This window comes from Streptomyces sp. NPDC096339 (assembly GCF_044762985.1).
In the GTDB taxonomy this organism is placed as follows: Bacteria; Actinomycetota; Actinomycetes; order Streptomycetales; family Streptomycetaceae; genus Streptomyces.
This window is the reverse complement of sequence record NZ_JBIWFI010000014.1, coordinates 117,479-140,345: the sequence shown is the minus strand read 5'-3', so window position 1 is coordinate 140,345 and position 22,867 is coordinate 117,479. Positions and strand designations below refer to the sequence as shown.

18 protein-coding genes are annotated in these 22,867 nt (G+C 72.6%); 4 read left to right on the top strand and 14 right to left on the bottom strand.

Going from position 1 to position 22,867, the window contains the following annotated elements; all coding sequences use genetic code 11:
* Positions 1 to 36 precede the first annotated feature (36 nt).
* From infB to rimP, 4 genes are all read right to left on the bottom strand, one after another.
* A complete protein-coding gene (gene infB / locus ACIQ5Y_RS20080) occupies positions 37 to 3,141 on the bottom strand; it encodes a translation initiation factor IF-2 (protein WP_403881781.1) in 3,105 nt (1,034 codons plus the stop codon).
* Between the two features lie 147 nt (positions 3,142 to 3,288).
* Positions 3,289 to 3,576 carry a YlxR family protein gene (locus tag ACIQ5Y_RS20075; RefSeq protein WP_403881778.1) on the bottom strand — a complete coding sequence of 96 codons (288 nt, stop codon included), beginning with the start codon at positions 3,574 to 3,576 and terminating at the stop codon, positions 3,289 to 3,291.
* A 109-nt stretch (positions 3,577 to 3,685) separates the two neighbouring features.
* Complete coding sequence (nusA, locus tag ACIQ5Y_RS20070; RefSeq protein WP_403881775.1) at positions 3,686 to 4,702, bottom strand: transcription termination factor NusA; 1,017 nt, start codon at positions 4,700 to 4,702, stop codon at positions 3,686 to 3,688.
* Between the two features lie 2 nt (positions 4,703 to 4,704).
* Positions 4,705 to 5,202: a ribosome maturation factor RimP gene (gene rimP, locus ACIQ5Y_RS20065; protein WP_384586915.1), complete on the bottom strand. Its 498-nt coding sequence runs from the start codon at positions 5,200 to 5,202 to the stop codon at positions 4,705 to 4,707.
* A gap of 157 nt (positions 5,203 to 5,359) precedes the next feature.
* Here rimP and ACIQ5Y_RS20060 point away from each other — a divergent pair, with 157 nt between their 5' ends.
* From ACIQ5Y_RS20060 to ACIQ5Y_RS20045, 4 genes are all read left to right on the top strand, one after another.
* Positions 5,360 to 5,905, top strand: coding sequence for a hypothetical protein (locus tag ACIQ5Y_RS20060; protein WP_403881772.1), 546 nt, complete (start codon positions 5,360 to 5,362; stop codon positions 5,903 to 5,905).
* The gene (locus ACIQ5Y_RS20055) at positions 5,902 to 6,360 is read left to right on the top strand and encodes a ferritin-like domain-containing protein (protein WP_403881769.1); all 459 of its coding nucleotides are present in this window, start codon (positions 5,902 to 5,904) and stop codon (positions 6,358 to 6,360) included. The genes ACIQ5Y_RS20060 and ACIQ5Y_RS20055 overlap by 4 nt, the downstream gene beginning before the upstream one ends.
* Before the next feature lie 16 nt (positions 6,361 to 6,376).
* Positions 6,377 to 7,279 carry an aminoglycoside phosphotransferase family protein gene (locus ACIQ5Y_RS20050; protein WP_403881767.1) on the top strand — a complete coding sequence of 301 codons (903 nt, stop codon included), beginning with the start codon at positions 6,377 to 6,379 and terminating at the stop codon, positions 7,277 to 7,279.
* Between the two features lie 65 nt (positions 7,280 to 7,344).
* Positions 7,345 to 8,334 (top strand): SPFH domain-containing protein, encoded by a 990-nt coding sequence (locus ACIQ5Y_RS20045; protein WP_403881853.1) that lies wholly within the window; start codon positions 7,345 to 7,347, stop codon positions 8,332 to 8,334.
* 331 nt (positions 8,335 to 8,665) lie between these two features.
* Here the strand turns inward: ACIQ5Y_RS20045 and ACIQ5Y_RS20040 are convergent, their stop codons facing one another.
* The 10 genes from ACIQ5Y_RS20040 to ACIQ5Y_RS19995 all read right to left on the bottom strand — a co-directional run bounded on the left by ACIQ5Y_RS20040 (position 8,666) and on the right by ACIQ5Y_RS19995 (position 22,794).
* The gene (locus tag ACIQ5Y_RS20040; protein ID WP_403881764.1) at positions 8,666 to 10,372 is read right to left on the bottom strand and encodes a proline--tRNA ligase; all 1,707 of its coding nucleotides are present in this window, start codon (positions 10,370 to 10,372) and stop codon (positions 8,666 to 8,668) included.
* A 54-nt stretch (positions 10,373 to 10,426) separates the two neighbouring features.
* Entirely contained in the window at positions 10,427 to 10,969 is a 543-nt protein-coding gene (locus ACIQ5Y_RS20035) for a GNAT family N-acetyltransferase (protein WP_403881762.1), read from the bottom strand.
* Between the two features lie 65 nt (positions 10,970 to 11,034).
* Positions 11,035 to 11,877, bottom strand: coding sequence for a GNAT family N-acetyltransferase (locus ACIQ5Y_RS20030; protein ID WP_403881851.1), 843 nt, complete (start codon positions 11,875 to 11,877; stop codon positions 11,035 to 11,037).
* Positions 11,878 to 12,038: 161 nt separating this feature from the next.
* On the bottom strand, positions 12,039 to 13,196 hold the full coding sequence (gene ispG, locus ACIQ5Y_RS20025; RefSeq protein ID WP_403881759.1) for a flavodoxin-dependent (E)-4-hydroxy-3-methylbut-2-enyl-diphosphate synthase: 1,158 nt from the start codon (positions 13,194 to 13,196) through the stop codon (positions 12,039 to 12,041).
* A gap of 176 nt (positions 13,197 to 13,372) precedes the next feature.
* Entirely contained in the window at positions 13,373 to 14,674 is a 1,302-nt protein-coding gene (locus ACIQ5Y_RS20020; protein WP_403881756.1) for a M50 family metallopeptidase, read from the bottom strand.
* Entirely contained in the window at positions 14,671 to 15,924 is a 1,254-nt protein-coding gene (gene dxr, locus ACIQ5Y_RS20015) for a 1-deoxy-D-xylulose-5-phosphate reductoisomerase (RefSeq protein ID WP_403881753.1), read from the bottom strand. The genes ACIQ5Y_RS20020 and dxr overlap by 4 nt, the downstream gene beginning before the upstream one ends.
* Before the next feature lie 20 nt (positions 15,925 to 15,944).
* Positions 15,945 to 17,285 carry a hypothetical protein gene (locus ACIQ5Y_RS20010; protein WP_403881750.1) on the bottom strand — a complete coding sequence of 447 codons (1,341 nt, stop codon included), beginning with the start codon at positions 17,283 to 17,285 and terminating at the stop codon, positions 15,945 to 15,947.
* Positions 17,286 to 17,360: 75 nt separating this feature from the next.
* Complete coding sequence (locus ACIQ5Y_RS20005) at positions 17,361 to 19,310, bottom strand: acyl-CoA dehydrogenase family protein (RefSeq protein WP_403881747.1); 1,950 nt, start codon at positions 19,308 to 19,310, stop codon at positions 17,361 to 17,363.
* Between the two features lie 202 nt (positions 19,311 to 19,512).
* Positions 19,513 to 20,958 carry an aldehyde dehydrogenase family protein gene (locus ACIQ5Y_RS20000; protein ID WP_403881744.1) on the bottom strand — a complete coding sequence of 482 codons (1,446 nt, stop codon included), beginning with the start codon at positions 20,956 to 20,958 and terminating at the stop codon, positions 19,513 to 19,515.
* A 255-nt stretch (positions 20,959 to 21,213) separates the two neighbouring features.
* Positions 21,214 to 22,794 (bottom strand): PucR family transcriptional regulator, encoded by a 1,581-nt coding sequence (locus tag ACIQ5Y_RS19995; protein WP_403881742.1) that lies wholly within the window; start codon positions 22,792 to 22,794, stop codon positions 21,214 to 21,216.
* Positions 22,795 to 22,867 lie beyond the last annotated feature (73 nt).

The following is a 22,867-nucleotide window of genomic DNA, read 5'->3' as shown; positions in this document are numbered from 1 at the left end:
TCCGTCGACCGGCCCCGGTGTCAAACCGCCTGGCGCTTACGCGCGGGGCTTCTCGCGCATCTCGTACGTCGCGATGACGTCGTCGATCTTGATGTCGTTGTAGCTGCCGAGGTTGATACCGCCCTCGAAGCCTTCGCGAATCTCGGTGACGTCGTCCTTGAAGCGGCGCAGACCGGAGATGGTGAGGTTCTCGGCGATGACCTTGCCATCGCGCAGGAGCCGCGCCTTGGTGTTGCGCTTGACCTCGCCCGACCGGATGAGGACACCGGCGATGTTGCCCAGCTTGGACGAACGGAAGACCTCGCGGACCTCCGCCGTACCGAGCTCGACCTCTTCGTACTCGGGCTTGAGGAGACCCTTCAGGGCCGCCTCGATCTCCTCGATGGCCTGGTAGATCACCGAGTAGTAGCGAACGTCGACGCCCTCGCGGTCCGCCATCTGCGCGGCACGACCGGCCGCACGGACGTTGTAACCGATGACGATGGCGTCGGAGCCCATCGCCAGCGAGATGTCGGACTCGGTGACCGCACCCACACCGCGGTGCAGGACGCGGATGTCGACCTCTTCGCCGACGTCGAGCTGGAGCAGCGAGGACTCGAGGGCCTCGACCGCACCGGACGCGTCGCCCTTGATGATGAGGTTGAGTTCCTGGACCAGACCGGCCTTGAGGACCGAGTCGAGGTCTTCCAGGGACACCCGGCGGACGCGCTTGGCGAAGTTGGCGTTGCGCTCACGCGCAGCACGCTTCTCGGCGATCTGACGGGCGGTGCGGTCCTCGTCGACGACGAGGAAGTTGTCGCCGGCGCCGGGGACGTTGGTGAGACCCAGGACCAGGACGGGGGTCGACGGACCCGCTTCCTCGACGTTGTTGCCCTTGTCGTCGAGCATGGCGCGCACTCGGCCGTAGGCGTCGCCCACGACCATCGTGTCGCCGACGCGGAGGGTACCGCGCTGGACGAGGACGGTGGCGACGGCACCGCGGCCGCGGTCGAGGTGGGACTCGATCGCAATACCCTGAGCGTCCTGCTCCGGGTTGGCGCGGAGGTCGAGCGAGGCGTCGGCGGTGAGGACGACGGCCTCGAGCAGGGAGTCGATGTGCAGACCCTGCTTGGCGGAGATGTCGACGAACATCGTGTCGCCGCCGTACTCCTCGGCGACCAGACCGAACTCGGTGAGCTGACCGCGCACCTTGACCGGGTCGGCACCCTCGACGTCGATCTTGTTGACCGCGACGACGATCGGGACGCCGGCGGCCTTGGCGTGGTTGAGCGCCTCGATCGTCTGCGGCATGACGCCGTCGTTGGCCGCGACCACGAGGATCGCGATGTCGGTCGACTTGGCACCGCGGGCACGCATGGCGGTGAACGCCTCGTGACCCGGGGTGTCGATGAAGGTGATCTTGCGGTCTTCGTCGTTGACCAGAGCGCTGACCTGGTACGCACCGATGTGCTGCGTGATGCCGCCGGCCTCGCCCGCGACGACGTTCGTCTTGCGGATGGCGTCGAGCAGTCGGGTCTTACCGTGGTCGACGTGACCCATGACGGTCACGACCGGCGGACGCGGCATGAGGAATTCCTCGCCGCCCTCGTCCTCGCCGAACTCGATGTCGAAGCCCTCGAGGAGCTCGCGGTCCTCCTCCTCCGGGCTGACGATCTGAACGGTGTAGTTCATCTCGTCGGCGAGGAGCTGGAGGGTCTCGTCGGAGACGGACTGCGTGGCAGTGACCATCTCGCCGAGGTTCATCATCACGGCGACGAGCGACGCCGGGTTGGCGTTGATCTTCTCCGCGAAGTCGGTGAGGGAGGCACCGCGCGACAGGCGCACGGTCTCGCCGCCACCGCGCGGCAGCATCACGCCGCCGACGGACGGGGCCTGCATGGCCTCGTACTCCTGGCGCCTCTGACGCTTCGACTTGCGACCGCGACGGGCGGGCCCGCCGGGACGGCCGAAGGCACCCTGCGTGCCACCACGGGCACCGGGACCGCCGGGACGACCACCGAAGCCGGGACGACCGCCGCCACCGGCACCGGCCGGGCCGCCGCCGAAGCCGCCGCCACCCGGACGCGGACCGCCGAAGCCGCCGCCCGCGGGACGCGAGCCCGGACCGGCCGGACGACCGGCGAAGCCGCCGCCACCGGGACGACCGGCGCCACCGGGACGCGGGCCACCGGCACCGGGACCACGGCCACCGGGGCCGCCGCCGGGACGGGGACCGGGACCACCGGCAGCGGGACGCTGCGGCATCATGCCCGGGTTCGGACGGTTACCGCCGGGAGCACCACCGGGACGCGGGGCGCCACCCTGCGGACGGGGCATGCCGCCCGGGGTCGGACGGGCGCCGCCGGGACCCTGCGGACGCGGAGCGCCACCGGGACCGGCCTGCGGACGGGGGGCACCCTGGCCGCCACCGGCGCCGGGGGCACCGGGACGCGGGGCACCGGCCGGACGGGGCGCCTGCGGGCGCGCCATGCCGGTGGAGCCACCGGAGGTGAAGGGGTTGTTGCCCGGACGGGGACCGGCCGGACGGGCGCCGCCGGGGCGCGGGGCCTGGGCGCCGCCCGCGGGGCGGGGAGCCTGGGCGCCGGGGGTGGCACCGGCCGGGCGCGGGGCGCCGGGACGGGCACCGGACTGACCCGGGGCGGCCGGACGCTGCTGCGTCGGACGGGGACCGGGAGCCGCGGCGGGACGCGCCGGGGCGGCCGGGGCCGCCGGAGGCGCGGAGAACTCGGTCGCCACGGGAGCCGCCGGAGCGGGCTTCGGGGCGGCCGGAGCCTTCGGGCCGGGACGCGGGCCGGGGGCGGCCGGAGTCACCGGTGCGGGCGCTGCGGGGGCCGGAGCCTCCGCGACGACCGGCTTGGGGGCCGGTGCGCCGGGCTTCGGCGCAGCGGGACGGGCGGGACCCGGAGTCGGAGCCCCGGGCTTGGCGGGGGCAGCCTTGCGGGGCGCACCCGGCTTCGCAGCGGACTTGCCGGCGTTGCCGCCGGGGCCCTGCAGTGCGTCGGTCAACTTGCGCACAACCGGCGCCTCGATCGTCGAGGACGCCGAACGGACGAACTCACCGAGTTCCTGGAGCTTGGCCATGACGACCTTGCTCTCAACTCCGAACTCCTTTGCGAGTTCGTATACCCGGACCTTAGCCACTTCGCTCCTTTTAGGTCCGGGTTACGCCGGACCGTCGCTACTTCATGGGCGTACTCATCGCGTACTCATCGAGTGCTCATCGCAATCTCGACCTACTTCCAACTCGCGAGGTACCTGACCGCACGGGGCTCCGTGCCGTACTACTTCTTACGGTGTGACCACGGCCTCAACGGCCATGGCTTTGCGCAGCTCCGCCGTGTCGAGCGCCCCGGCGGACCGGAGGGCCCGGGGGAACGCGCGGCGGCGGACCGCCTGGTCGAGGCAGACCACGACCGGGTGCACGTAGGCACCCCGGCCGGGCAGCGTACCGCGATGATCGGGGACGCATTCGTCTCCGATCGCCACGATGCGCAGCAGATCGCTCTTGGCCGCTCGCTCCCGACACCCCACACAGGTGCGTTCGGGGCATGCGCGGGCTTGCGTCCGGCCAGACACGCCTAAGTCTACCTCCCCGTACCGACCTCACCCCTTCAGGCGAAAAATCGAACGGACGTTGTCGTGTTATTCCCTGTCTACCGTCCGGGAAGCCCCGGCGGGTACCGGTTTATTCCCCGCTGCCGTCCCGGTCGCGGTCCGCGTCCCGGTCCGGCTCGGTGTCCGGACGGATGTCGATGCGCCAGCCGGTGAGGCGGGCGGCGAGGCGGGCGTTCTGCCCCTCCTTGCCGATGGCCAGCGACAGCTGGTAGTCGGGCACGGTCACCCGGGCGGAGCGGGAGTCCCAGTCGACGACCTCGACCTTGCTCACCCGGGCGGGTGACAGCGCGTTCGCGACCATCTCCGCCGGGTCGTCCGACCAGTCGACGATGTCGATCTTCTCGCCGTGCAGCTCGGCCATCACGTTGCGCACGCGGCTGCCCATCGGGCCGATGCAGGCGCCCTTCGGGTTCAGGCCCGAGCGGGTGGAACGCACGGCGATCTTGGTGCGGTGACCGGCCTCGCGGGCGATCGCCGAGATCTCGACGCTGCCGTCGGCGATCTCCGGGACCTCCAGCGAGAAGAGCTTCTTCACCAGGTTGGGGTGGGTGCGCGAGAGGGTCACGGACGGACCGCGGACGCCCTTCGCCACCCGCACGACGTACGCCTTCAGGCGCAGACCGTGCGTGTACTCCTCGCCGGGGACCTGCTCCTGCACCGGCAGGATGGCCTCCAGCTTGCCGATGTCGACGAGGACGTTCTTGGGGTCCTTGCCCTGCTGCACGACGCCGGTGATGACGTCGCCCTCGCGGCCGGCGAACTCGCCGAAGGTCAGGTCGTCCTCGGCGTCGCGCAGACGCTGCAGGATCACCTGCTTGGCGGTCGTCGCGGCGATCCGGCCGAAGTCCGACGGGGTGTCGTCGAACTCCTTCGGCTCCTGCCCCTCTTCGAGGTCCCTCGGGTCTTCCGTCGCCCACACGACCACGTGACCGTTGGTGCGGTCCAGCACGACGCGGGCGCGGCGGAAGCTCCCCTCGGTCCGGTGGTACGCGATGAGGAGGGCCGACTCGATCGCCTCGACGAGCAGGTCGAAGGAGATCTCCTTCTCCCGGACCAGACCCCGCAGGGCACTCATGTCGATGTCCACGGCTACGCCTCCTCTTCCTTCTTGTCCTTGCGGTTGAACTCGATCTCGACACGCGCCTTGGCGATGTCGGTGAAAGCAATGCGGCGGGCGGTCGCCTTGCGGCCCTTCACGCCCGGGACCTCGAGGTCCATTCCCTCGTCGTCCACGTCGAGGATGCGGGCGATCAGTTCCCCGCCCTCGGCGAGCTGGAACTTCACGAGGCGGTCGATCGCCCGGACGTAGTGACGGTGCTCGGTCAGCGGGCGGTCCGCGCCCGGCGAGCTCACTTCGAGGACGTACTCGTCCTCGCCCATCACATCGGATTCGTCGAGCTTGTCGGAGACCTCACGGCTCAGCTCGGCGCACGCGTCCAGCTCCACGCCCTCGTCGGAATCCACGATGATCCGCAGCATCCGGCGCTTGCCCGCCTTGGACATCTCGATCTCCTCGAGGTCCAGGCCCTTGGCGGCGACGAGCGGCTCCAGCAGTCCGCGCAGCCTGTCGCTCTGGGTGGTGCTCATCCGGGTGACTCCTCGGCCGCGTGTGCTGTTGTGGTTTCCGTCGTGCGTCAGGTCAAAGGGTATCCGGTCGCGGAGGGTGTTGCCGTCCGCCCTGTGGACAGGGCCCCGGGTACCGTGATCACACCCTGCCCCGCCCATCACCCCCGAGGACGTCCCCGTGCCCTGGACCATGCCTTTCAGGCCCTCGCGAAGGAGCCTGCTCGCCGGCGCCGCCGGTGCGGCGGGCGCCGCGCTGCTCACCGGGTGCTCCGGCGGCCCCTCTCCCGAGGAGGAAGCGCGGATTCCACTCGAACGGCGGATGCGGGAGGCGGCCGTTCGTGACAGCGAGCGGCTGCTGGAACGTTACGACGCCACGCGCGCGGCCCACCCCGCCCTGGACGGGCAGCTCGCTCCGCTGCGCGCTGCCGTCGCCGCGCACGCGGCGGCCCTCGCCCCGGCCGCCGCGGGCTCCCGCTCCCCCGGCCCCGCCTCCCCGTCCGGTGCCGTGGGGGCCGCCGCGCCCACGGGGAGCGCCGAGCCGGTGCCGCCGAAGCCCGCCGAGGCTCTGACCGCCCTCGCGGACGCCGAGCGCAAGCTGTCCGAGGCGCGCACCATCGACCTCGCCGGAGCCCCCGGGGAGCTGGCGCGACTGCTCGCCTCGGTGGCCGCCTGCGGAGCCGTCCACGCCCACCTGCTGACCTCGAACCCCGGAGCCGCGTCGTGAGCAACGGACCCTCCCCCGACGGGAACCCCCTGCCGGCCGCCCAGGCCGCCCTCGCCGCCGAGCACGCGGCGGCGTACGGCTACGGCGTCATCGGCGCGCGCACCACCGGCGCCCGCGCGACCCAGGCCCGGGAGGCCTACGGCGGCCACCTCGCCCAGCGCGACGTGCTCACCCGCACCGTGCGGGAGCTGGGCGGCACGCCCCGGGCGGCGGAGGCCGCGTACGCGCTGCCCTTCGAGGTGCGCACCCCCGCCGACGCCGAGCGGCTGGCCGCGGAGATCGAGGACCGGGTGGCCGGCGCATACTCCGATCTGGTGCGGGCCGCGCAGGGCCCGCTGCGCCGCGCGGCGGCCGACGCGCTGAGCGCCGCGGCCGTGCGCGCGGCACGCTGGCGCGGTGTCGGCGTAGCCTTCCCTGGGCTCCCGGAACGATCGGATCGAGCCAAGCAAAGCTGAAAGGGACCACGCACGCATGGCTTTCGAACCGCCGCAGCGGCTTGTGAGGGCGCTCGGCGAGATGCCGCAGACGGAGCAGGACGCGAAGTGGCTGGGGCAGCTGCCCGGGCTCACCGCGGTCGCGCTGTCCCGGCGCGGGCTGCAGGCCCAGCGGGTGCAGGCTCCGGGCGGCCGGAGCAGTCTGGTCGTCCTCGTCCGGTACTCCGACGGGACCCCGGCCGCACTGAAGATGGCGCCCCCGTACGCCCGTCCCGACCTGGAGCTGGCCGCGCTGGCGCATTGGGGCGGCTTCGGGGCCGTACGGGTGCTCGACACGCGGTACCACGAGGAGGACGGGGCGCTGCTGCTGGAGCGGCTGCACGCGGAGGTCTCGCTGCGGTCGCTGCCCGAGGCGAAGGCGCTGCTGGAGGCCGGCGGCACCCTGCGCAGGCTGTGGGTGGCCCCGCCGGCCGGGCACGCGTTCGAGTCGGTGGCGACCCGTACGAAACGGCAGTCCGAGGCGCTGCGGGCGGCCCCGCCGGAGGTCCGGGCGCTGGCCGACACCGCGCTGGCGGTGCGCGAGGAACTCGTCGCCTTCCCCCCGGAGGAGCTGCTGCTGCACGGCAACTTCCGGCAGGGCAAGGTCCTGGCGGGCGACCGGGCGCCGTGGCTGACGGTGGGTCCCGAGCCGCTGGTCGGTGAGCGGGCGTACGACCTGGCGCGGCTGGCCCGGGACCGGCTGGAGGACCAGGTCGCCTCCTCCACGGGTGCGGCGGGAGCCCGCCGGCGGGTGCAGCGGCTGGCGGACGCCCTGGAGGTGGACCGGGACCGGCTGCGGGGCTGGACGCTGTTCCGGGCGGTGGAGTCGGGCAACCGCGCGCTGGCCGCCGGGCGGCACCGGGACGCGGAGCAGCTGTTGGAGTTCGCGGCCTGGTTGTAGGGCATACCGTGGATAGGTAGGCATGTCCGGTATGCGGCATGCCGCAGGTCCAGCAGGGGGCCGTCATGGTCGAACAGCTGCTGACGGCGGCGATCGCCGCCGGTGTGGGCATCGTGGTCTACATGGGCGCGGCGGCCCGGGTGGTGAAGCAGTACGAGCGGGGCGTGGTCTTCCGCTTCGGCCGGCTGCGCGATGAGATACGGCCGCCCGGTTTCGCGGCGATCGTTCCCGGGATCGACCGCATGCGGAAGGTGAACATGCAGATCGTGACCCTCCCCGTGCCGGCGCAGGAGGGCATCACCCGGGACAACGTGACGGTCCGGGTGGACGCGGTCGTGTACTTCAAGGTCGTCGACCCGGCCAACGCGATCGTGGCCGTGGAGGACTACCGCTTCGCCGTCTCGCAGATGGCGCAGACCTCGCTGAGGTCGATCATCGGCAAGTCCGACCTGGACGACCTGCTCTCCAACCGGGAGATGCTCAACCAGGGCCTGGAGCTGATGATCGACAGTCCGGCGGTGGGCTGGGGCGTGCAGATCGACCGGGTCGAGATCAAGGACGTGTCCCTGCCGGAGACGATGAAGCGGTCGATGGCCCGGCAGGCGGAGGCGGACCGGGAGCGGCGGGCGCGCGTGATCAACGCGGACGCGGAGCTCCAGGCCTCGCACAAGCTCGCCGAGGCGGCGGGGGTGATGTCGGACCAGCCGGCGGCGCTGCAGTTGCGGCTGCTGCAGACGGTGGTGGCGGTGGCGGCGGAGAAGAACTCCACCCTGGTCCTCCCCTTCCCGGTGGAACTCCTCCGCTTCCTCGAACGCGCGGCCCCGCCTGCGGCGACGCCGTCGGAGACCACGGATTCACCGCCCTCCCTGGCCGCCGGGCCACCGGCCGCCGGCCCGGAGGACGTGGCATCCGTTGCGGGCGCGGAGAACGCGGCACCCGCCCCCAGGACGGACGTTGCGACCCCGCCCGGGGTCGTGAACGGGTCTGCGCCGCCGGCACCGAATGCCGGAGGGCCGGTCCGGCCGCGGTCGGTGGCGGACGGAGCGCCGGAGTAGCCGCTGCGCGGGGCCTGTCCCCCACCCGCCCTTCCGCCCCGGCTACCGCTGGGAGGTGCCCCCTGTTCCCCGGGGCTCCGCCCCGGACCCCGCGCCTCGAACGCCGGCGAGGCTGGATCTTGCAGCCGTCCAGGGGCACCTCCCAGCGGTAGCCGGGGGAGTTCGAGGACCAGGGGTCCGGGGGCGAAGCCCCCGGTTTCGGGAAGGGGCGGGGTCGGGAAGGGCCCCGCGCAGCGGCACCCGGCACCCGGCACCCGGCACCCGGCACCCGCCGCACGGCACCCGCCGCACGGCAGCGGCGCCGCGTCCGGCCCCGACCGCCGCCCCGGGGTCACGTCAGGCGGGACAGGGCCTCCTCCAGGGGGAGTTCCTCGCGGGTGCCCGTGCGGCGGTTCTGGAGTTCGACCACCGACTCCGCGGCCCGGCGGCCCGCCACCAGGATCCACGGGACCCCGATCAGCTCCGCGTCGGTGAGCTTCACCCCCGGGGACAGGCCCGCGCGGTCGTCCAGGAGGACGCGCAGCCCGGCTTCCGCCAGGGCGTCCGCGGCCGAGGCGGCCAGTTCCTGCTGGGCCGACTTGCCCGCGGCCACCACGTGGACGTCCGCCGGGGCCACCTCCGCCGGCCAGCACAGTCCGCGCTCGTCCGCCGACTGCTCGGCCAGCGCCGCCACCGCCCGCGAGACGCCGATGCCGTACGAGCCCATGGTGACCCGCACCGGCTTGCCCTCCCGTCCCAGGACGTCGAGCCCGAACGCGTCCGCGTACTTGCGGCCGAGCTGGAAGATGTGGCCGATCTCGATGGCCCGGTCGAGCCGCAGCCCGGCGCCGCAGTTCGGGCAGGGGTCGCCGGGTTCGACGACGACCACGTCGAGGTACTGGTCGACCTCGAAGTCGCGGCCGCAGACCACGTTCCGGGTGTGGGTGTCGACCCGGTTGGCGCCGGTGATCCACGAGGTGCCCGGCGCCACCCGCGGGTCGGCCAGGTAGCGGACCTTGTCCAGGCCCTGCGGGCCCACGTAGCCGCGTACGAGGTCGGGACGGTCGGCGAAGTCCTCCGCCGTCACGAGCTCGACGACGGCCGGGGCCAGGTGTTCGCCCAGCTTTCCGAGGTCGACCTCGCGGTCCCCCGGCACGCCCACGGCCACGATCTCGCCGTCGACCTTCACCAGGAGGTTCTTCAGCGTCGCCGAGGCGGGCACGCCCAGCTGCGCCGCCAGTGTCTCGATCGTCGGGGTGTCGGGGGTGTCCACGTCCTGCGGCGCGGGGTGCTCCCCGGCGACCGGCGTCAGGGCGAAGGTGACCGCCTCCGTGTTCGCCGCGTAGTCGCAGGACGGGCAGTCCACGAAGGTGTCCTCGCCCGCCGCCGCGGGGGCGAGGAACTCCTCGGACGCCGAGCCTCCCATCGCCCCGGACACGGCCGACACGATCCGGTGGTCCAGGCCGAGGCGGGTGAAGATGCGGACGTACGCATCGCGGTGCAGCCGGTAGGACTCCGCCAGGCCCTCGTCGGAAACGTCGAAGGAGTACGAGTCCTTCATCTGGAACTCGCGCCCGCGCAGCACCCCGGAGCGGGGCCGCGCCTCGTCCCGGTACTTGGTCTGGATCTGGTAGAGCATGACCGGCAGGTCCTTGTACGAGGTGCACTGGTCCTTCACGACCAGGGTGAAGATCTCCTCGTGGGTGGGGCCGAGCAGGTAGTCGGCGCCCTTGCGGTCCCGGAGGCGGAACAGCAGGTCCCCGTACTCGGACCAGCGGCCGCTGACCTCGTACGGCTCCTTGGGCAGCAGCGCGGGGAGCAGCACCTCCTGGGCGCCGATCGCGTCCATCTCCTCGCGGACGACGCGCGAGACGTTGTCCAGCACCCGCTTGCCGAGCGGCAGCCAGGTCCACACGCCGGCCGAGCTGCGCCGGACGTAACCGGCGCGGACCAGCAGCCGGTGGCTGAGGGTCTCGGCGTCGGCCGGGTCCTCGCGGAGGGTCTTGGCCATGAGGCTGGACATGCGCTGCACGGGAGGCGTGCGGTGGTGTGTGGACATGTCCGGAGGCTACCGGGGCGCGCGCGGGCCCCGGAAACCGGTTTCGCCCGTTCGTCAGTGCCTGCGGAGCGGTAGTTCGGCGCCCATCACGGCGTACGGGAGGCTCGCGCTCGGGAAGAGGACCTGGCGGGCGAGGTCCTGGTAGCCGAGGGCGCGGTAGAGGCCCCGGGCGGGGCTCTCGGTGTCGATGGCGGAGAGGATCGAGCGCGGCTCGGCGGCGCTGTCGGTGATGCGGGTGATCAGCTCGCGGCCTACGCCGTGGCCCTGGAAGCCGGGGTGGACGTGCAGTTCGGTGATGACGAAGGAGCCGTCGAGCCAGGCCTCGTGGCCGCCGACCCTCAGGTAGGGCTCGACGATGCCGGACCACCAGTGACGGCGGTCGTTCGGCATCCCGTAGACGAAGCCGGTGAGCGCGCCGTCCTCGGTGAACGCGCCGAGCGCGCGGGCTCCGGGGCAGGTCATGTGGCGCTGGACGATGTAGCGCCGGATGCCGACCTCCTCCTCGCTGAGGCCGAAGGCGACGGCCTGCACGCGCAGGGCCTCGTCCACGCGGGCGGCGAGGTCGAGGGGGCCGATGCGGAGTCCGGAAGGCAGCATGCGGCTGACCTTACTGCGCGGTACCGGCGTGCCGGTATGCCAGCCCCCGTTCGGGGCCGGGGCGTTCAGAAGAGCACGCTCATGAACGCGCCGACCTCTCGGAAGCCGACGCGCCGGTACGCGGCCCGCGCCGCGGTGTTGAAGTCGTTGACGTACAGGCTGACCACGGGTGCGACGTCGCGCAGGGCGTAGTCGACGACGGCGGCCATGCCGGCCTCGGAGTGGCCGCGGCCGCGGAATTCGGGGGCCACCCACACGCCCTGGATCTGGCAGGCCTTGGCGGTGGCGGCGCCGATCTCCGCCTTGAAGACGACCTTGCCGTCCTCGACGCGGGCGAAGGAGCGGCCGGTGCCGACGAGCTCGGCGACCCGGGCCTGGTAGAGGAGTCCGCCGTCGCCGGCCATCGGGGAGATGCCGACCTCCTCGGTGAACATGGCCACGCAGGCGGGCATGATCAGGTCCATCTCGTCCTTGCGGATCCGGCGGACCAGGGGGTCGGGGGCGACGGTCGTGGACGAGTGCTCGATGACCATGAGCGGCTGGTGGGAGCGGATCTCGCGGGCCGGTCCCCAGCCTGGCTCCAGGAGCCGCCACAGCAGCCTGGTGGGTTCGGCGGGGCCCACGATGGAGGAGCAGCGGCGGCCGGTGCGGCGGGCCCGGTCGGCGAAGGCGCGTACGGCGTCGGGTCCGGCGCACACGGGGACCAGGTTGGCGCCCGCGTAGCAGAGGGAGCGGAGCTCTCCGTCGGCGTACCAGCCCCACATCTCGCCGCCCAGGCGCCAGGGGTCGAGTCCGGCGACCTGGACCCGGGAGGTGACGAAGGCGTTCTCGACCGGCTCGCGTCCGAGGACTTCGAGCGCGGCGTCGAGATCACTGGGTTCAAGGACCCTTGTGGTGGTCTGCGTCAACACGGGGGCCTCACGGTACAAGTCTGCTGATCTCCGCACTGTACCCGCCGGGGCCGGAGGATGCCCGGTCCAGCGGGTCACGAAAAGGCCCCGGCCCCGCCCGCGAGCTGCGGTAACGGGGCCGGGGCCGGTGCCTTCGAAGGCCGGGTGCCGGGTCCGGATCAGACGCCGATGGCGACGGTGGGCTCGCCGCTCATCACGCCGTCCTTCTCCATCTGCTCGGCGATCTTCAGCGCCTCTTCGATGAGGGTCTCCACGATCTTCGACTCGGGGACGGTCTTGATGACCTCGCCCTTCACGAAGATCTGGCCCTTGCCGTTGCCGGAGGCGACGCCGAGGTCGGCCTCGCGGGCCTCGCCGGGGCCGTTGACGACGCAGCCCATGACGGCGACGCGCAGCGGGACCTCCATGCCCTCCAGGCCCGCCGTGACCTCCTCGGCCAGCTTGTAGACGTCGACCTGGGCGCGGCCGCAGGAGGGGCAGGAGACGATCTCCAGGCGGCGCGGCTTGAGGTTCAGCGACTCCAGGATCTGGATGCCGACCTTGATCTCCTCCACCGGCGGGGCCGACAGCGAGACGCGGATCGTGTCGCCGATGCCCTCGGAGAGCAGGGCTCCGAAGGCGACGGCGGACTTGATGGTGCCCTGGAAGGCGGGGCCGGCCTCGGTGACGCCGAGGTGCAGCGGGTACGTGCACTGGGCGGCCAGCTGGCGGTAGGCGTTGACCATGACGACCGGGTCGTTGTGCTTGACCGAGATCTTGATGTCGCTGAAGCCGTGCTCCTCGAAGAGGGAGGCCTCCCACAGCGCGGACTCGACCAGCGCCTCGGGGGTGGCCTTGCCGTACTTCTTCAGCAGCCGGGCGTCGAGGGAGCCCGCGTTGACGCCGATCCGGATCGGCGTACCCGCGTCGTTCGCGGCCTTCGCGATCTCCTTGACCTTGTCGTCGAACTGCTTGATGTTGCCGGGGTTCACGCGGACCGCGGCGCAGCCGGCGTCGATCGCGGCGAACACGTACTTCGGCTGGAAGTGGATGTCGGCGATGACCGGGATGTTCGACTTCTTCGCGATCACGGCGAGCGCGTCGGCGTCGTCCTGCGTCGGGCAGGCGACGCGCACGATGTCGCAGCCGGAGGCGGTGAGCTCGGCGATCTGCTGGAGGGTCGCGCCGATGTCGGAGGTACGGGTCGTGGTCATCGACTGCACCGAGATGGGTGCGTCGCCGCCGACGGCCACGGAACCGACCTGGATCTTGCGGCTGACCCTGCGGTCGGCAAGCTTCGTCGGCACGGCCGGCATTCCGAGAGAGATGGCAGTCATCTGCTGTGCAACCCCAAGGTGTGGATCAAGGTCCCGAATTCGGCGGGCTCCAGCCTCCGAGATTACGGCAATCCCCGCGCGCCCCTTGCATCCGAGGGGGGTGCGCCACCCGAACGTAGGGAGCCGGGCACGATCCGTGCCCGGCTCTCCGGTGGGTGGGGTAACGAACCCGGCCGCTAGGTGATCTTGATCGGGTTCACCACGTCCGCGATCATCACCAGCACCGTGAAGCAGATGAACACCCCGGCCACCACGTACGCGACGGGCATCAGCTTCGCCACGTCGAACGGGCCCGGGTCGGGGCGCCGGAAGACCCGCGCCAGGTTGCGCCGGACCGACTCCCACAGGGCGCCCGCGATGTGCCCGCCGTCCAGCGGGAGCAGCGGGAGCATGTTGAACAGGAACAGCGAGAGGTTGAAGCCGGCCAGCAGGTTGAGGAAGAAGACGAGCTGGTGCTGGGCGGGGATGTCGAGGGTGAAGATCTCCCCGCTGACCCGGGCCGCGCCGACGACGCCCATCGGGCTGTCCTGCTTGCGCTCGGCGCCGTTGAAGGCCGCGTTCCACAGGTCCGGGACCTTGGACGGCAGCTGGACCAGCGACTGCACGCCGGCCTGCATCATCTCGCCCATGCGGTCGACGGACTGGCCGAAGGACTGCGGGACGTAGCCGGGGGCGGGGGTGAAGCCGAGGAAGCCCGCGGTGACGTACTGGTCCTTGACGTACTTGCCGTTGCCGTCCGTCTTGGCGACCTTGTTCTCGATCAGGGTGGCCTTGAGGTCCACGCGCTGACCGGCCCGCTCCACGGTGATGCTCGCGGGGCCGACGGTGGCCCGGATGTCCTTCTGCAGGGCGGACCAGTCGTCGACCCGGCGGCCGTTGAAGGCGACGATCTTGTCGCCCGCCTTCAGGCCCGCGGCCTTGGCCGGGGCTGCCGGGTCGCCGGGGGCGCACTTGTCGCGCTTCTCGCTCTGCTGGATGACGCAGTCCGAGACGGTCTCGACCGAGGTGGTCTGGGTGTTCAGCCCGAAGGTCATCAGGGTGGTGACGAAGATCGCCACGGCCAGGACCAGGTTCATGAACGGCCCGGCGAACATCACGATCACGCGCTTCCACGGCTTGCGCGTGTAGAAGAGCCTGCTCTCGTCGCCGGGCTGGAGCTCCTCGTACGCCGCCGAGCGGGCGTCCTCGATCATCGACCGGAACGGCGAGGTGGACCGGGCGGTCACCTTGCCGTCCTCGCCGGGCGGGAACATCCCGATCATGCGGATGTAGCCGCCCATCGGGATGGCCTTGATCCCGTACTCGGTCTCGCCCTTCTTCCGCGACCAGATGGTCGGGCCGAAGCCGACCATGTACTGCGGCACGCGGATGCCGAAGAGCTTGGCCGTGGAGAGGTGCCCCAGCTCGTGCCATGCGATGGACACCAGCAGGCCGAAAGCGAAGATCACGACCCCGAGCACCGTCATCAGAACTGTCATGCGCGCGCCTCCGCGGCGGCCCGAGCCGCCATCTCCCGCGCCCGGGCCCTGGCCCAGGCCTCTGCTTCAAGGACGTCTTCGACGGTCAGGGAAGTTCCCGACGCCGGCGTCCCGTGCTCACCGACCACGGCAGAGACCGTATCCATGATTGCCGTGAACGGCAGCCGGCCGGCCAGGAAAGCCTCGACGCACTCCTCGTTGGCGGCGTTGAACACGGCCGGGGCGGTGCCGCCGAGGGTCCCGACGTGCCGGGCCAGGCCCACCGACGGGAAGGCCTCGGTGTCCAGCGGGAAGAACTCCCAGGTGGACGCCTTGGTCCAGTCGAAGGCGGGGGCCGCGTCCGGGATCCTCTGGGGCCAGCCGAGGCCGATCGCGATGGGACCGCGCATGTCCGGCGGGGTGGCCTGGGCGAGGGTGGAGCCGTCCGTGAACTCCACCATCGAGTGGACGTAGGACTGCGGGTGGACGACGACCTCGATGCGGTCGAAGGGGATGTCGTAGAGCAGGTGCGCCTCGATGACCTCCAGCCCCTTGTTGACCAGCGTCGCCGAGTTGACGGTGATGACCGGGCCCATCGCCCACGTGGGGTGGGCCAGGGCGTCCTCCACGGTGACGGCGGCCAGTTCGGCGCGGGTGCGGCCGCGGAAGGGGCCGCCGGAGGCGGTGACGACGAGCTTGCGGACGTCGGCCCGGGTGCCGGCGGCGAGGGCCTGGAAGAGGGCCGCGTGCTCGGAGTCCACCGGGATGATCTGGCCGGGCTTCGCGAGGGCCTTGACCAGCGGGCCGCCGACGATCAGCGACTCCTTGTTGGCGAGGGCCAGCGTACGGCCCGCGCGCAGTGCGGCGAGGGTGGGCGCGAGGCCGATGGAACCGGTGATGCCGTTGAGGACGGTGTGGCATTCGGAGGCGGCGAGCTCGGTCGCGGCGTCGGGCCCGGCCAGGATCTCCGGCAGCGGCTCGCCGGCCCCGTACTGGGCGTTCAGCGCCTCCTTGAGGGCCGGCACGACGTCCTCGCGGGCGACGGCGACCTTCTCGACCCGCAGCCGCCGGGCCTGCTCGGCCAGCAGTCCGACGCGCCCGCCGGCGGCGGACAGCGCGGTCACGCGGAACCGGTCGGGGTTGCGCAGGGCCAGGTCGATGGCCTGGGTGCCGATGGAGCCGGTGGACCCGAGGATGACGATGTCCCGGCGGCCGGCCGCGGGGTCGAAGAGGAGGTGCGGGTCGGCGAGGGGGGCTGGGCTGTCGCTCATGCCCCCATTGTTGCCGCAACTCACGACGGCTTGGACACGGAGTCCCCCTGGACGACGGCGGCGAGGAGCTCGGGCAGGGTTCCGGCGAACTCGGGGAGCGAGCGGGCCGCGCGCCACCAGGCACCGGTGTCCCTGCGCAGGGCGGCTTCGAAGAGCCGGTCCGCCTCGGCCCGGGCGTCCAGCACGGCCTGCGGGCGGTCGTGCCGGTCGGGGTGGTCCACGTCCCCGAGCCAGTGGTCCTCGTCCAGTGCCCAGGCCGCGGGGGCCTTGTGCCGGATGACATCGGTGCCGGTGAGCACCCCGCCGTCCAGACAGGCGCGGACCCAGCGGATGTCCTCGCCGAGGTCGCCCATGGCGTTGGGCACCGCGAGGCTGGCCAGGGCCAGTTCGCGCTGCGGATCGTCGCCGGGCGCCACGGAGAGGGGGGCCAGGGCGTCGATGGCCCGGGTGAGACCGGGCACGACGGGCGCGGGCGGGTCCGCGGGCACCGGCACGGTCCCGGCCGCCACCGCGGCGGCCAGTTCCGGGAGGGTGCCCGGGAAGGCGTGGGCGTGCCGGTGCAGTTCCGCCCACAGGCGCGGGTCGTCGCCCAGCGCGGGGCGCAGCACCCGACGCAGCGCCGCGCGGATGCCCGCCCACTCGTCGAGGTTCCAGGCGAAGCGGCCGATGGCGTGCGCCTGGCCGAGCAGCAGGGCGCGGTGGGCCGGGGCCACGGAGTGCGCGAGCTCGTCGAAGGTGAGGGTGCCGGTGCGCACGGCGCGGACGGCGGGCCGGTGCCAGTGGGGCCCGTACGAGCTCTGCGCGCGCGTGTCGAGCAGTGCGAGGCACTCCCTCCGGCCGAGCCCGCCCACCAGCAGCAGCGCCTCGGCCGAGCCGGGCGGCAGCGGGGCGCGGGCGTGCTCGCGCAGCAGTGCCTCCGGGTCGAGGGCGTGGGGCAGGGCCAGCACTCCGAGGGGGATGCGCGGCCGGTGGGTGCCGTGGCGGCGCAGCAGCGCGAGGACCTCCTCGCCCGTCAGGGGCGGGGCGTCGGGGCCGAGCTCGCGGCCCAGCTCGGCGCCGAGGGTGGCGAGCAGTTCCGGGGAGGGCCCGGGGCGGCGCGCGTACCGTGCGGGGCCGGGCAGGCCGGGCAGTGGGCGGCCCCGCACGTGCGGGTTGCGGGCGATGGTGCGGCGGTCCTCGTCGGTGCCGTCGCGCAGCAGGAGCGTGACGACGGGGGCCGGGAGGTGTTCGTCGCGGCTCAGGTAACGGCGGGTGGACGCGTCGAGGCGGCCGAGCAGGTTCGCCGCGACGGTGTCCGGTGCGTGGCGCAGGAGTAGTGCCACGCACCAGGCCAACCGCCTGCTCTGTCTGTCGACGTCCACATGCATCCGATTCCCCGTCGCCGCTCCGGTACGCCTTTCCGCGTGCGGAGATGATCTCAGTCGACGGGCCCGGAGTCAGCGGATGGGGCGGTGAACGTTCGGGTGGGTGGAGGGGCCGGGGGCGGCGTCCGCGATCCAGGGGCCGTCGCCGGAGGGGTCGATGATCCCTTCTTCGAGCCAGGCGTAGGTGCCGGTGAGGACGCCCGCGACGACCTTGCGGTCGAGGTCGTCGGTGTTGGACCACAGGCGCCCGAAGAGTTCCTCGACGCGGAGCCGGGACTGCTCGCAGAAGGCGTCGGCGAGCTGGTAGGCCTCGCGGCCGTGGTCGCCGGAGGCGCGCAGGTGCTCGGCGCGGACGCAGGCCGCGCTCATCGCGAAGAGTTCGGCGCCGATGTCGACGATCCGCCCGAGGAAGCCCTGCTTGGTCTCCATCCGGCCCTGCCAGCGGGACATCGCGTAGAAGGTGGACCGGGCGAGTTTGCGGGCACTGCGCTCGACGTAGCGCAGGTGGCCGGAGAGGTCGGGGTGACCACCCGGGTGGAAGGCGCGGTAGGTGCCGGGGACCTGGCCGGCGCCGGTGGCGAGCTTGGGCAGCCAGCGGGCGTAGAACCCGGCGGCGCGGGCGCCCGCCTTCGCCTTGTCGCCGAGCGCCTTCTCCGGGTCGATGAGGTCGCCCGCCACCGACAGGTGGGCGTCGACGGCCTCCCGGGCGATCAGCAGGTGCATGATCTCCGTGGAGCCCTCGAAGATCCGGTTGATGCGCAGGTCGCGGAGCATCTGTTCGGCCGGGACGGCCCGCTCTCCGCGCGCGGCCAGGGATTCGGCGGTCTCGAAGCCCCGTCCGCCGCGGATCTGGACGAGTTCGTCGGCCATCAGGCAGGCCATCTCGGAGCCGTAGAGCTTGGCGAGGGCGGCCTCGATGCGGATGTCGTTGCGGTCCTCGTCGGCCATCTGGGAGGCGAGGTCGACGACCGCTTCCAGGGCGAAGGTGGTGGCGGCGATGAAGGAGATCTTGGCGCCGACGGCCTCGTGCTTCGCGACCGGGCGGCCCCACTGCTCGCGTACGCCGGCCCACTCGCGGGCGATCTTCAGGCACCACTTGCCGGCGCCGACGCACATGGCGGGCAGCGAGAGCCGGCCGGTGTTCAGGGTGGTCAGGGCGATCTTGAGGCCGGCGCCCTCGGCTCCGATGCGCTGGTCGGCGGGGACCCGTACCCGGTGGAAGCGGGTGACGCCGTTCTCCAGGCCGCGCAGGCCCATGAAGGCGTTGCGGTGTTCGACGGTGATGCCGGGCGAGTCGGCCTCGACGACGAAGGCGGTGATCCCGCCGCGGTGGCCCTCGCTCTTCGGTACCCGGGCCATCACGACGAGCAGGTCCGCGACGACCCCGTTGGTGGTCCACAGCTTCACGCCGTCCAGGACGTAGTCGTCGCCGTCCGGAACCGCTGTGGTGGCCAGCCGTGCCGGGTCGGAGCCGACGTCGGGTTCGGTGAGCAGGAAGGCGCTGATGGCGGTCGTGGCGCAGCGCGGCAGGTAGGCGTCCTTCTGGGCCTGGGTGCCGAACATCTTCAGCGGCTGTGGCACGCCGATCGACTGGTGCGCGGAGAGGAGGGCGCCGATGGCGGGGCTGACGGAGCCGACGAGGGCGAGGGCCTTGTTGTAGTAGACCTGGGTCAGGCCGAGGCCGCCGTACTTGGGGTCGATCTTCATGCCGAGCGCGCCGAGCTCTTTGAGCCCGCGCACGGTCTCGTCGGGGATCTTCGCCTCGCGCTCGATGCGCGCCCCGTCGATGGAGGTCTCGCAGAATTCCCTCAGCCGGGCGAGGAAGGCCTCGCCGCGCCGGACGTCCTCGTCGTCGGGGAGCGGGTGGGGATGGATCAGGTCGAGGCGGAACCGCCCCAGGAAGAGCTCCTTGGCGAAGCTCGGCTTGCGCCAGTCCTGTTCCCGGGCCGCTTCCGCGACCTGCCGTGCCTCGCGCTCGGTCACCTTGGGCGTTACGGGACGTGCGGGCTGTGTTGCGGACATGAGCGGGCTCACCTCGCCGCGGGAGTCGGTGGAACCGGCCTACCGGCCGGTACTACCTGTGAGACGTACCCGTTTCGTCGGCGCGGGAAAATCCGGGCTGGGCCGGATGGGCGAAAACCGGGCTGGGCACGGTGGGAGAAAAGGAGACGGCCGGAGCCCCCGCACAGTAGGCTCCGGCCGTCGGCTCAATGGCCGTACGAGATCAGATGTCGAGGCCGGTCAGGACCAGGACTCGCTCGTACGTGTAGTCGTCCATCGCGTAGCGGACGCCCTCGCGGCCCACGCCGGACTGCTTGACGCCGCCGTACGGCATCTGGTCGGCGCGGTAGGACGGCGCGTCGCCGATGATCACACCGCCGACCTCGAGCTCGCGGTGCGCGCGGAACGCGGTCTGGACGTTGCGGGTGAAGACGCCCGTCTGCAGGCCGAACTTCGAGTCGTTGACGGCGGCGAAGGCCTCGTCGGTGTTCTCGACCTTCAGCAGCGTCAGGACCGGTCCGAAGACCTCCTCGGTGGCGAGCTTGACGCCGTCCGGGACGTGCGCGAGGACGGTGGGCTCGTACGAGGCACCCTCGCGCTTGCCACCGGTCAGGAGCTTGGCGCCCGCGGACACGGCCTCCTCGACCCAGGACTCGACACGCTTGGCTGCGTCCTCGGAGACGAGGGGGCCGACGTCGGTGGCGTCGTCGTTCGGGTCGCCGGTGACCTGTGCCTGGACCTTCGCGACGACCTTCTCCACGAGGCGGTCGTAGACGGAGGCGTCGGCGATCACGCGCTGCACGGAGATGCAGGACTGGCCGGCCTGGTAGTTCGAGAAGGTCGCGATACGGGTCGCGGCCCAGTCGAGGTCGGCCTCGGAGGTCCAGTCGTCCAGGACGACGGCCGCGGCGTTGCCGCCGAGCTCCAGGGTGCAGTGCTTGTGGGGCACCGACTGCTGGATGGCGTAACCGACGGTGTCGGAACCGGTGAAGGAGATGACGGGCAGGCGCTCGTCCTTCACCAGGGCCGGCATCTTGTCGTTCGCGACCGGCAGGACCGACCAGGAACCGGCCGGGAGGTCGGTCTCGGCGAGCAGCTCACCCAGGATCAGGCCGGACAGCGGCGTGGCCGGGGCCGGCTTGAGGATGATCGGCGCGCCGACGGCGATGGCGGGGGCCACCTTGTGGGCGCACAGGTTCAGCGGGAAGTTGAACGGCGCGATGCCGAGGACCGGACCCTTGACGAAGCGGCGGGTCAGGGCCAGACGGCCGACGCCACCGGCGTCGGTGTCGAGGCGCTGGGCCTCTCCGCCGTTGAAGCGGCGGGCCTCTTCGGCGGCGAAACGGAACACCGACACCGCACGGCCGACCTCACCGCGGGCCCACTTGATGGGCTTGCCGTTCTCGGCGGAGATCAGCTGGGCGATCTCCTCGGTGCGCTCGACGAGCCGCTTGGACACGTGGTCCAGGGCGGCGGCCCGAACGTGGGCGGGGGTCGCGGAGAACTCAGCCGTCACGGCGTACGCCGCGGCCACGGCCTCTTCGACCTGCGCGTCGGTGGGCACGCTGACGGTGCCGACGAGGCGTCCGTCCCACGGGGAGTGGACGTCGAAGCTGTCCTCGCCGGTGGCCTGGCGGCCGGCGAGCCAGAAGGCGTGGGTGGAAGTCATGCGAATCCCGGCCCTTCGGAGTGTGCGGTGGGTCCTTGTCCCCTCCACCGTAGGACTCCGTCGGGGATTCGGCGTTTATCCGGGGTGTAGTACCTGGTGTCGGGGGCGCGCCGGTTTGTCACTGTCCCGGGCGGCCCGGCCTGTGCGGGCCCCTGCCGGGCTGCGCGGTGCGGGTGCTGCACCATTGCCGCGATCGCCCCGGGTCCACGCGCGGCGATCACGGGGCCCCTGGTGCGGAGCCCCCGCCTCCGGCGCCTACGACGGGGTCGAGCTGGCCTTGAGGGCGAGCCACAGTTCCATGCGTACGTCCGGGTCCTCCAGGGAGCGTCCGAGGATCTCCTCGACGCGCTTCATCCGGTAGCGCAGGGTGTGCCGGTGGACGCCGAGGTCGGCGGCGGCCGCGTCCCACTGGCCGTGCCGGGAGAGCCAGGCCTGGAGGGAGGCCACCAGGTCGCCCCGGCCCGTCGCGTCGTGCTCGCGCAGGGCCCGCAGCGTGCCTTCGGCGAAGGCCCGTACGGCGTCGTCCGCGAGCAGCGGCAGGACCGAGCCCGCCGCCATGTCCTCGTGCTCCACCATCGGCCGGCCGCGCCTGCGGGCCACCGCGAGGGCCTGGTCGGCCTGTTTCAGGGCGGCCGCGACGGTGCCCGGTCCGGCCGGCGCGGACAGGCCGACCACCAGTTCGTCGGGTTCCGCCCCGGTCGCGTCCCGGCCGCGCCTGGCCTCCAGGGCTTCCGCGTGGTCCACGCACGCCTGTACGGCCGAACCCGCGTCGGCGGCCAGCACCACGAGCCGGCCGGGCTCGGGCACCACCAGCAGCGCCTCGCCGGTACGGGCGGCCGCCGACTCCACCGCGTCCGTCAGCAGGGCCAGGCCCTCCGGCTGGGCCGTGCCGGGGAGCGCCGGTTCGGCCACGATCAGCCGGAAGGGGGCCTCCAGGAGCGCCCCGTACAGGTCCCCGGCCACGGAACGGGCGTGCTCCGCCTCCCCCGCGAGCAGCATCCGCAGCACCGCAGCGCCCAGCCGGGACTCGGCGTCGTGCAGGGAGCGGGAGCGCTCGGTGGTGAGGGTGAGCAGGGCGACCGCGGAGTGCACGGCGTACCGCTCGGCCGTGCCCAGCGGGGCGGCGGTGCCGACGGCCAGCGCGCCGCGCGGCCGCCGCCCGGTGCCGAGCGACTGGAGTTCGACCCGGTCCTCCGCGCCGCCGACCACCGCGCTGGCGGGCGCGGGCCGGTCCCGCAGCCGCTCCACGTCGGGGGTGAGCCGGGCGGCCCGGCGGGCGGCCCAGTCGGGGGCCGCGGCGACGACGGCGCCCGAGGTGTCGTAGAGCGCGGCCCAGCCCTGCACGTGCGCCGCCAGCTTGCCGAGCAGCTCGGCGGGGCCTTCCGCGGACAGCGCGGCCCGCGTCAGCTCCCGCTGCGCCTCGAAGCCGGCGGTCACGGCCCGGTACTGGTCCGCCGCGAGGGCCGCGGAGACGGCCTTGCTGATCGCGAGGAAGGGGGTCTTGCGGGGTACCTCCAGCAGCGGCATCTCCTCGGCCCGCGCGGCCTCGACCAGGGCTTCGGGGATCGCCTCGTAGTTGACCCCGATGGCGAAGCCGATGCCGACGACGCCGGCCGCGGCGAGGCGGCGTACGTAGCGGAGCATCTCCTCGGGATCCTCCGCGTCCAGCTTCATCGCGGTGATCAGCAGCAGCTCCCCGCCCTCCATGTAGGGCACGGGGTCGGCGAGCTCGCTGACGTGGGCCCAGCGCACGGGGGTGTCGAGGCGGCCCTCCCCCGCCCGGACGCCGAGCTTGAGCGCCGAGTGCTGGACGAGTGAGGCGAGGGTGAGCGGCATCGGTTACCAGGGGCCTTAGCGGGAGAGGGCGGCGGAGGGGGCGGCGGAGGGGCGGACCGGCGCAGGGCGGTCG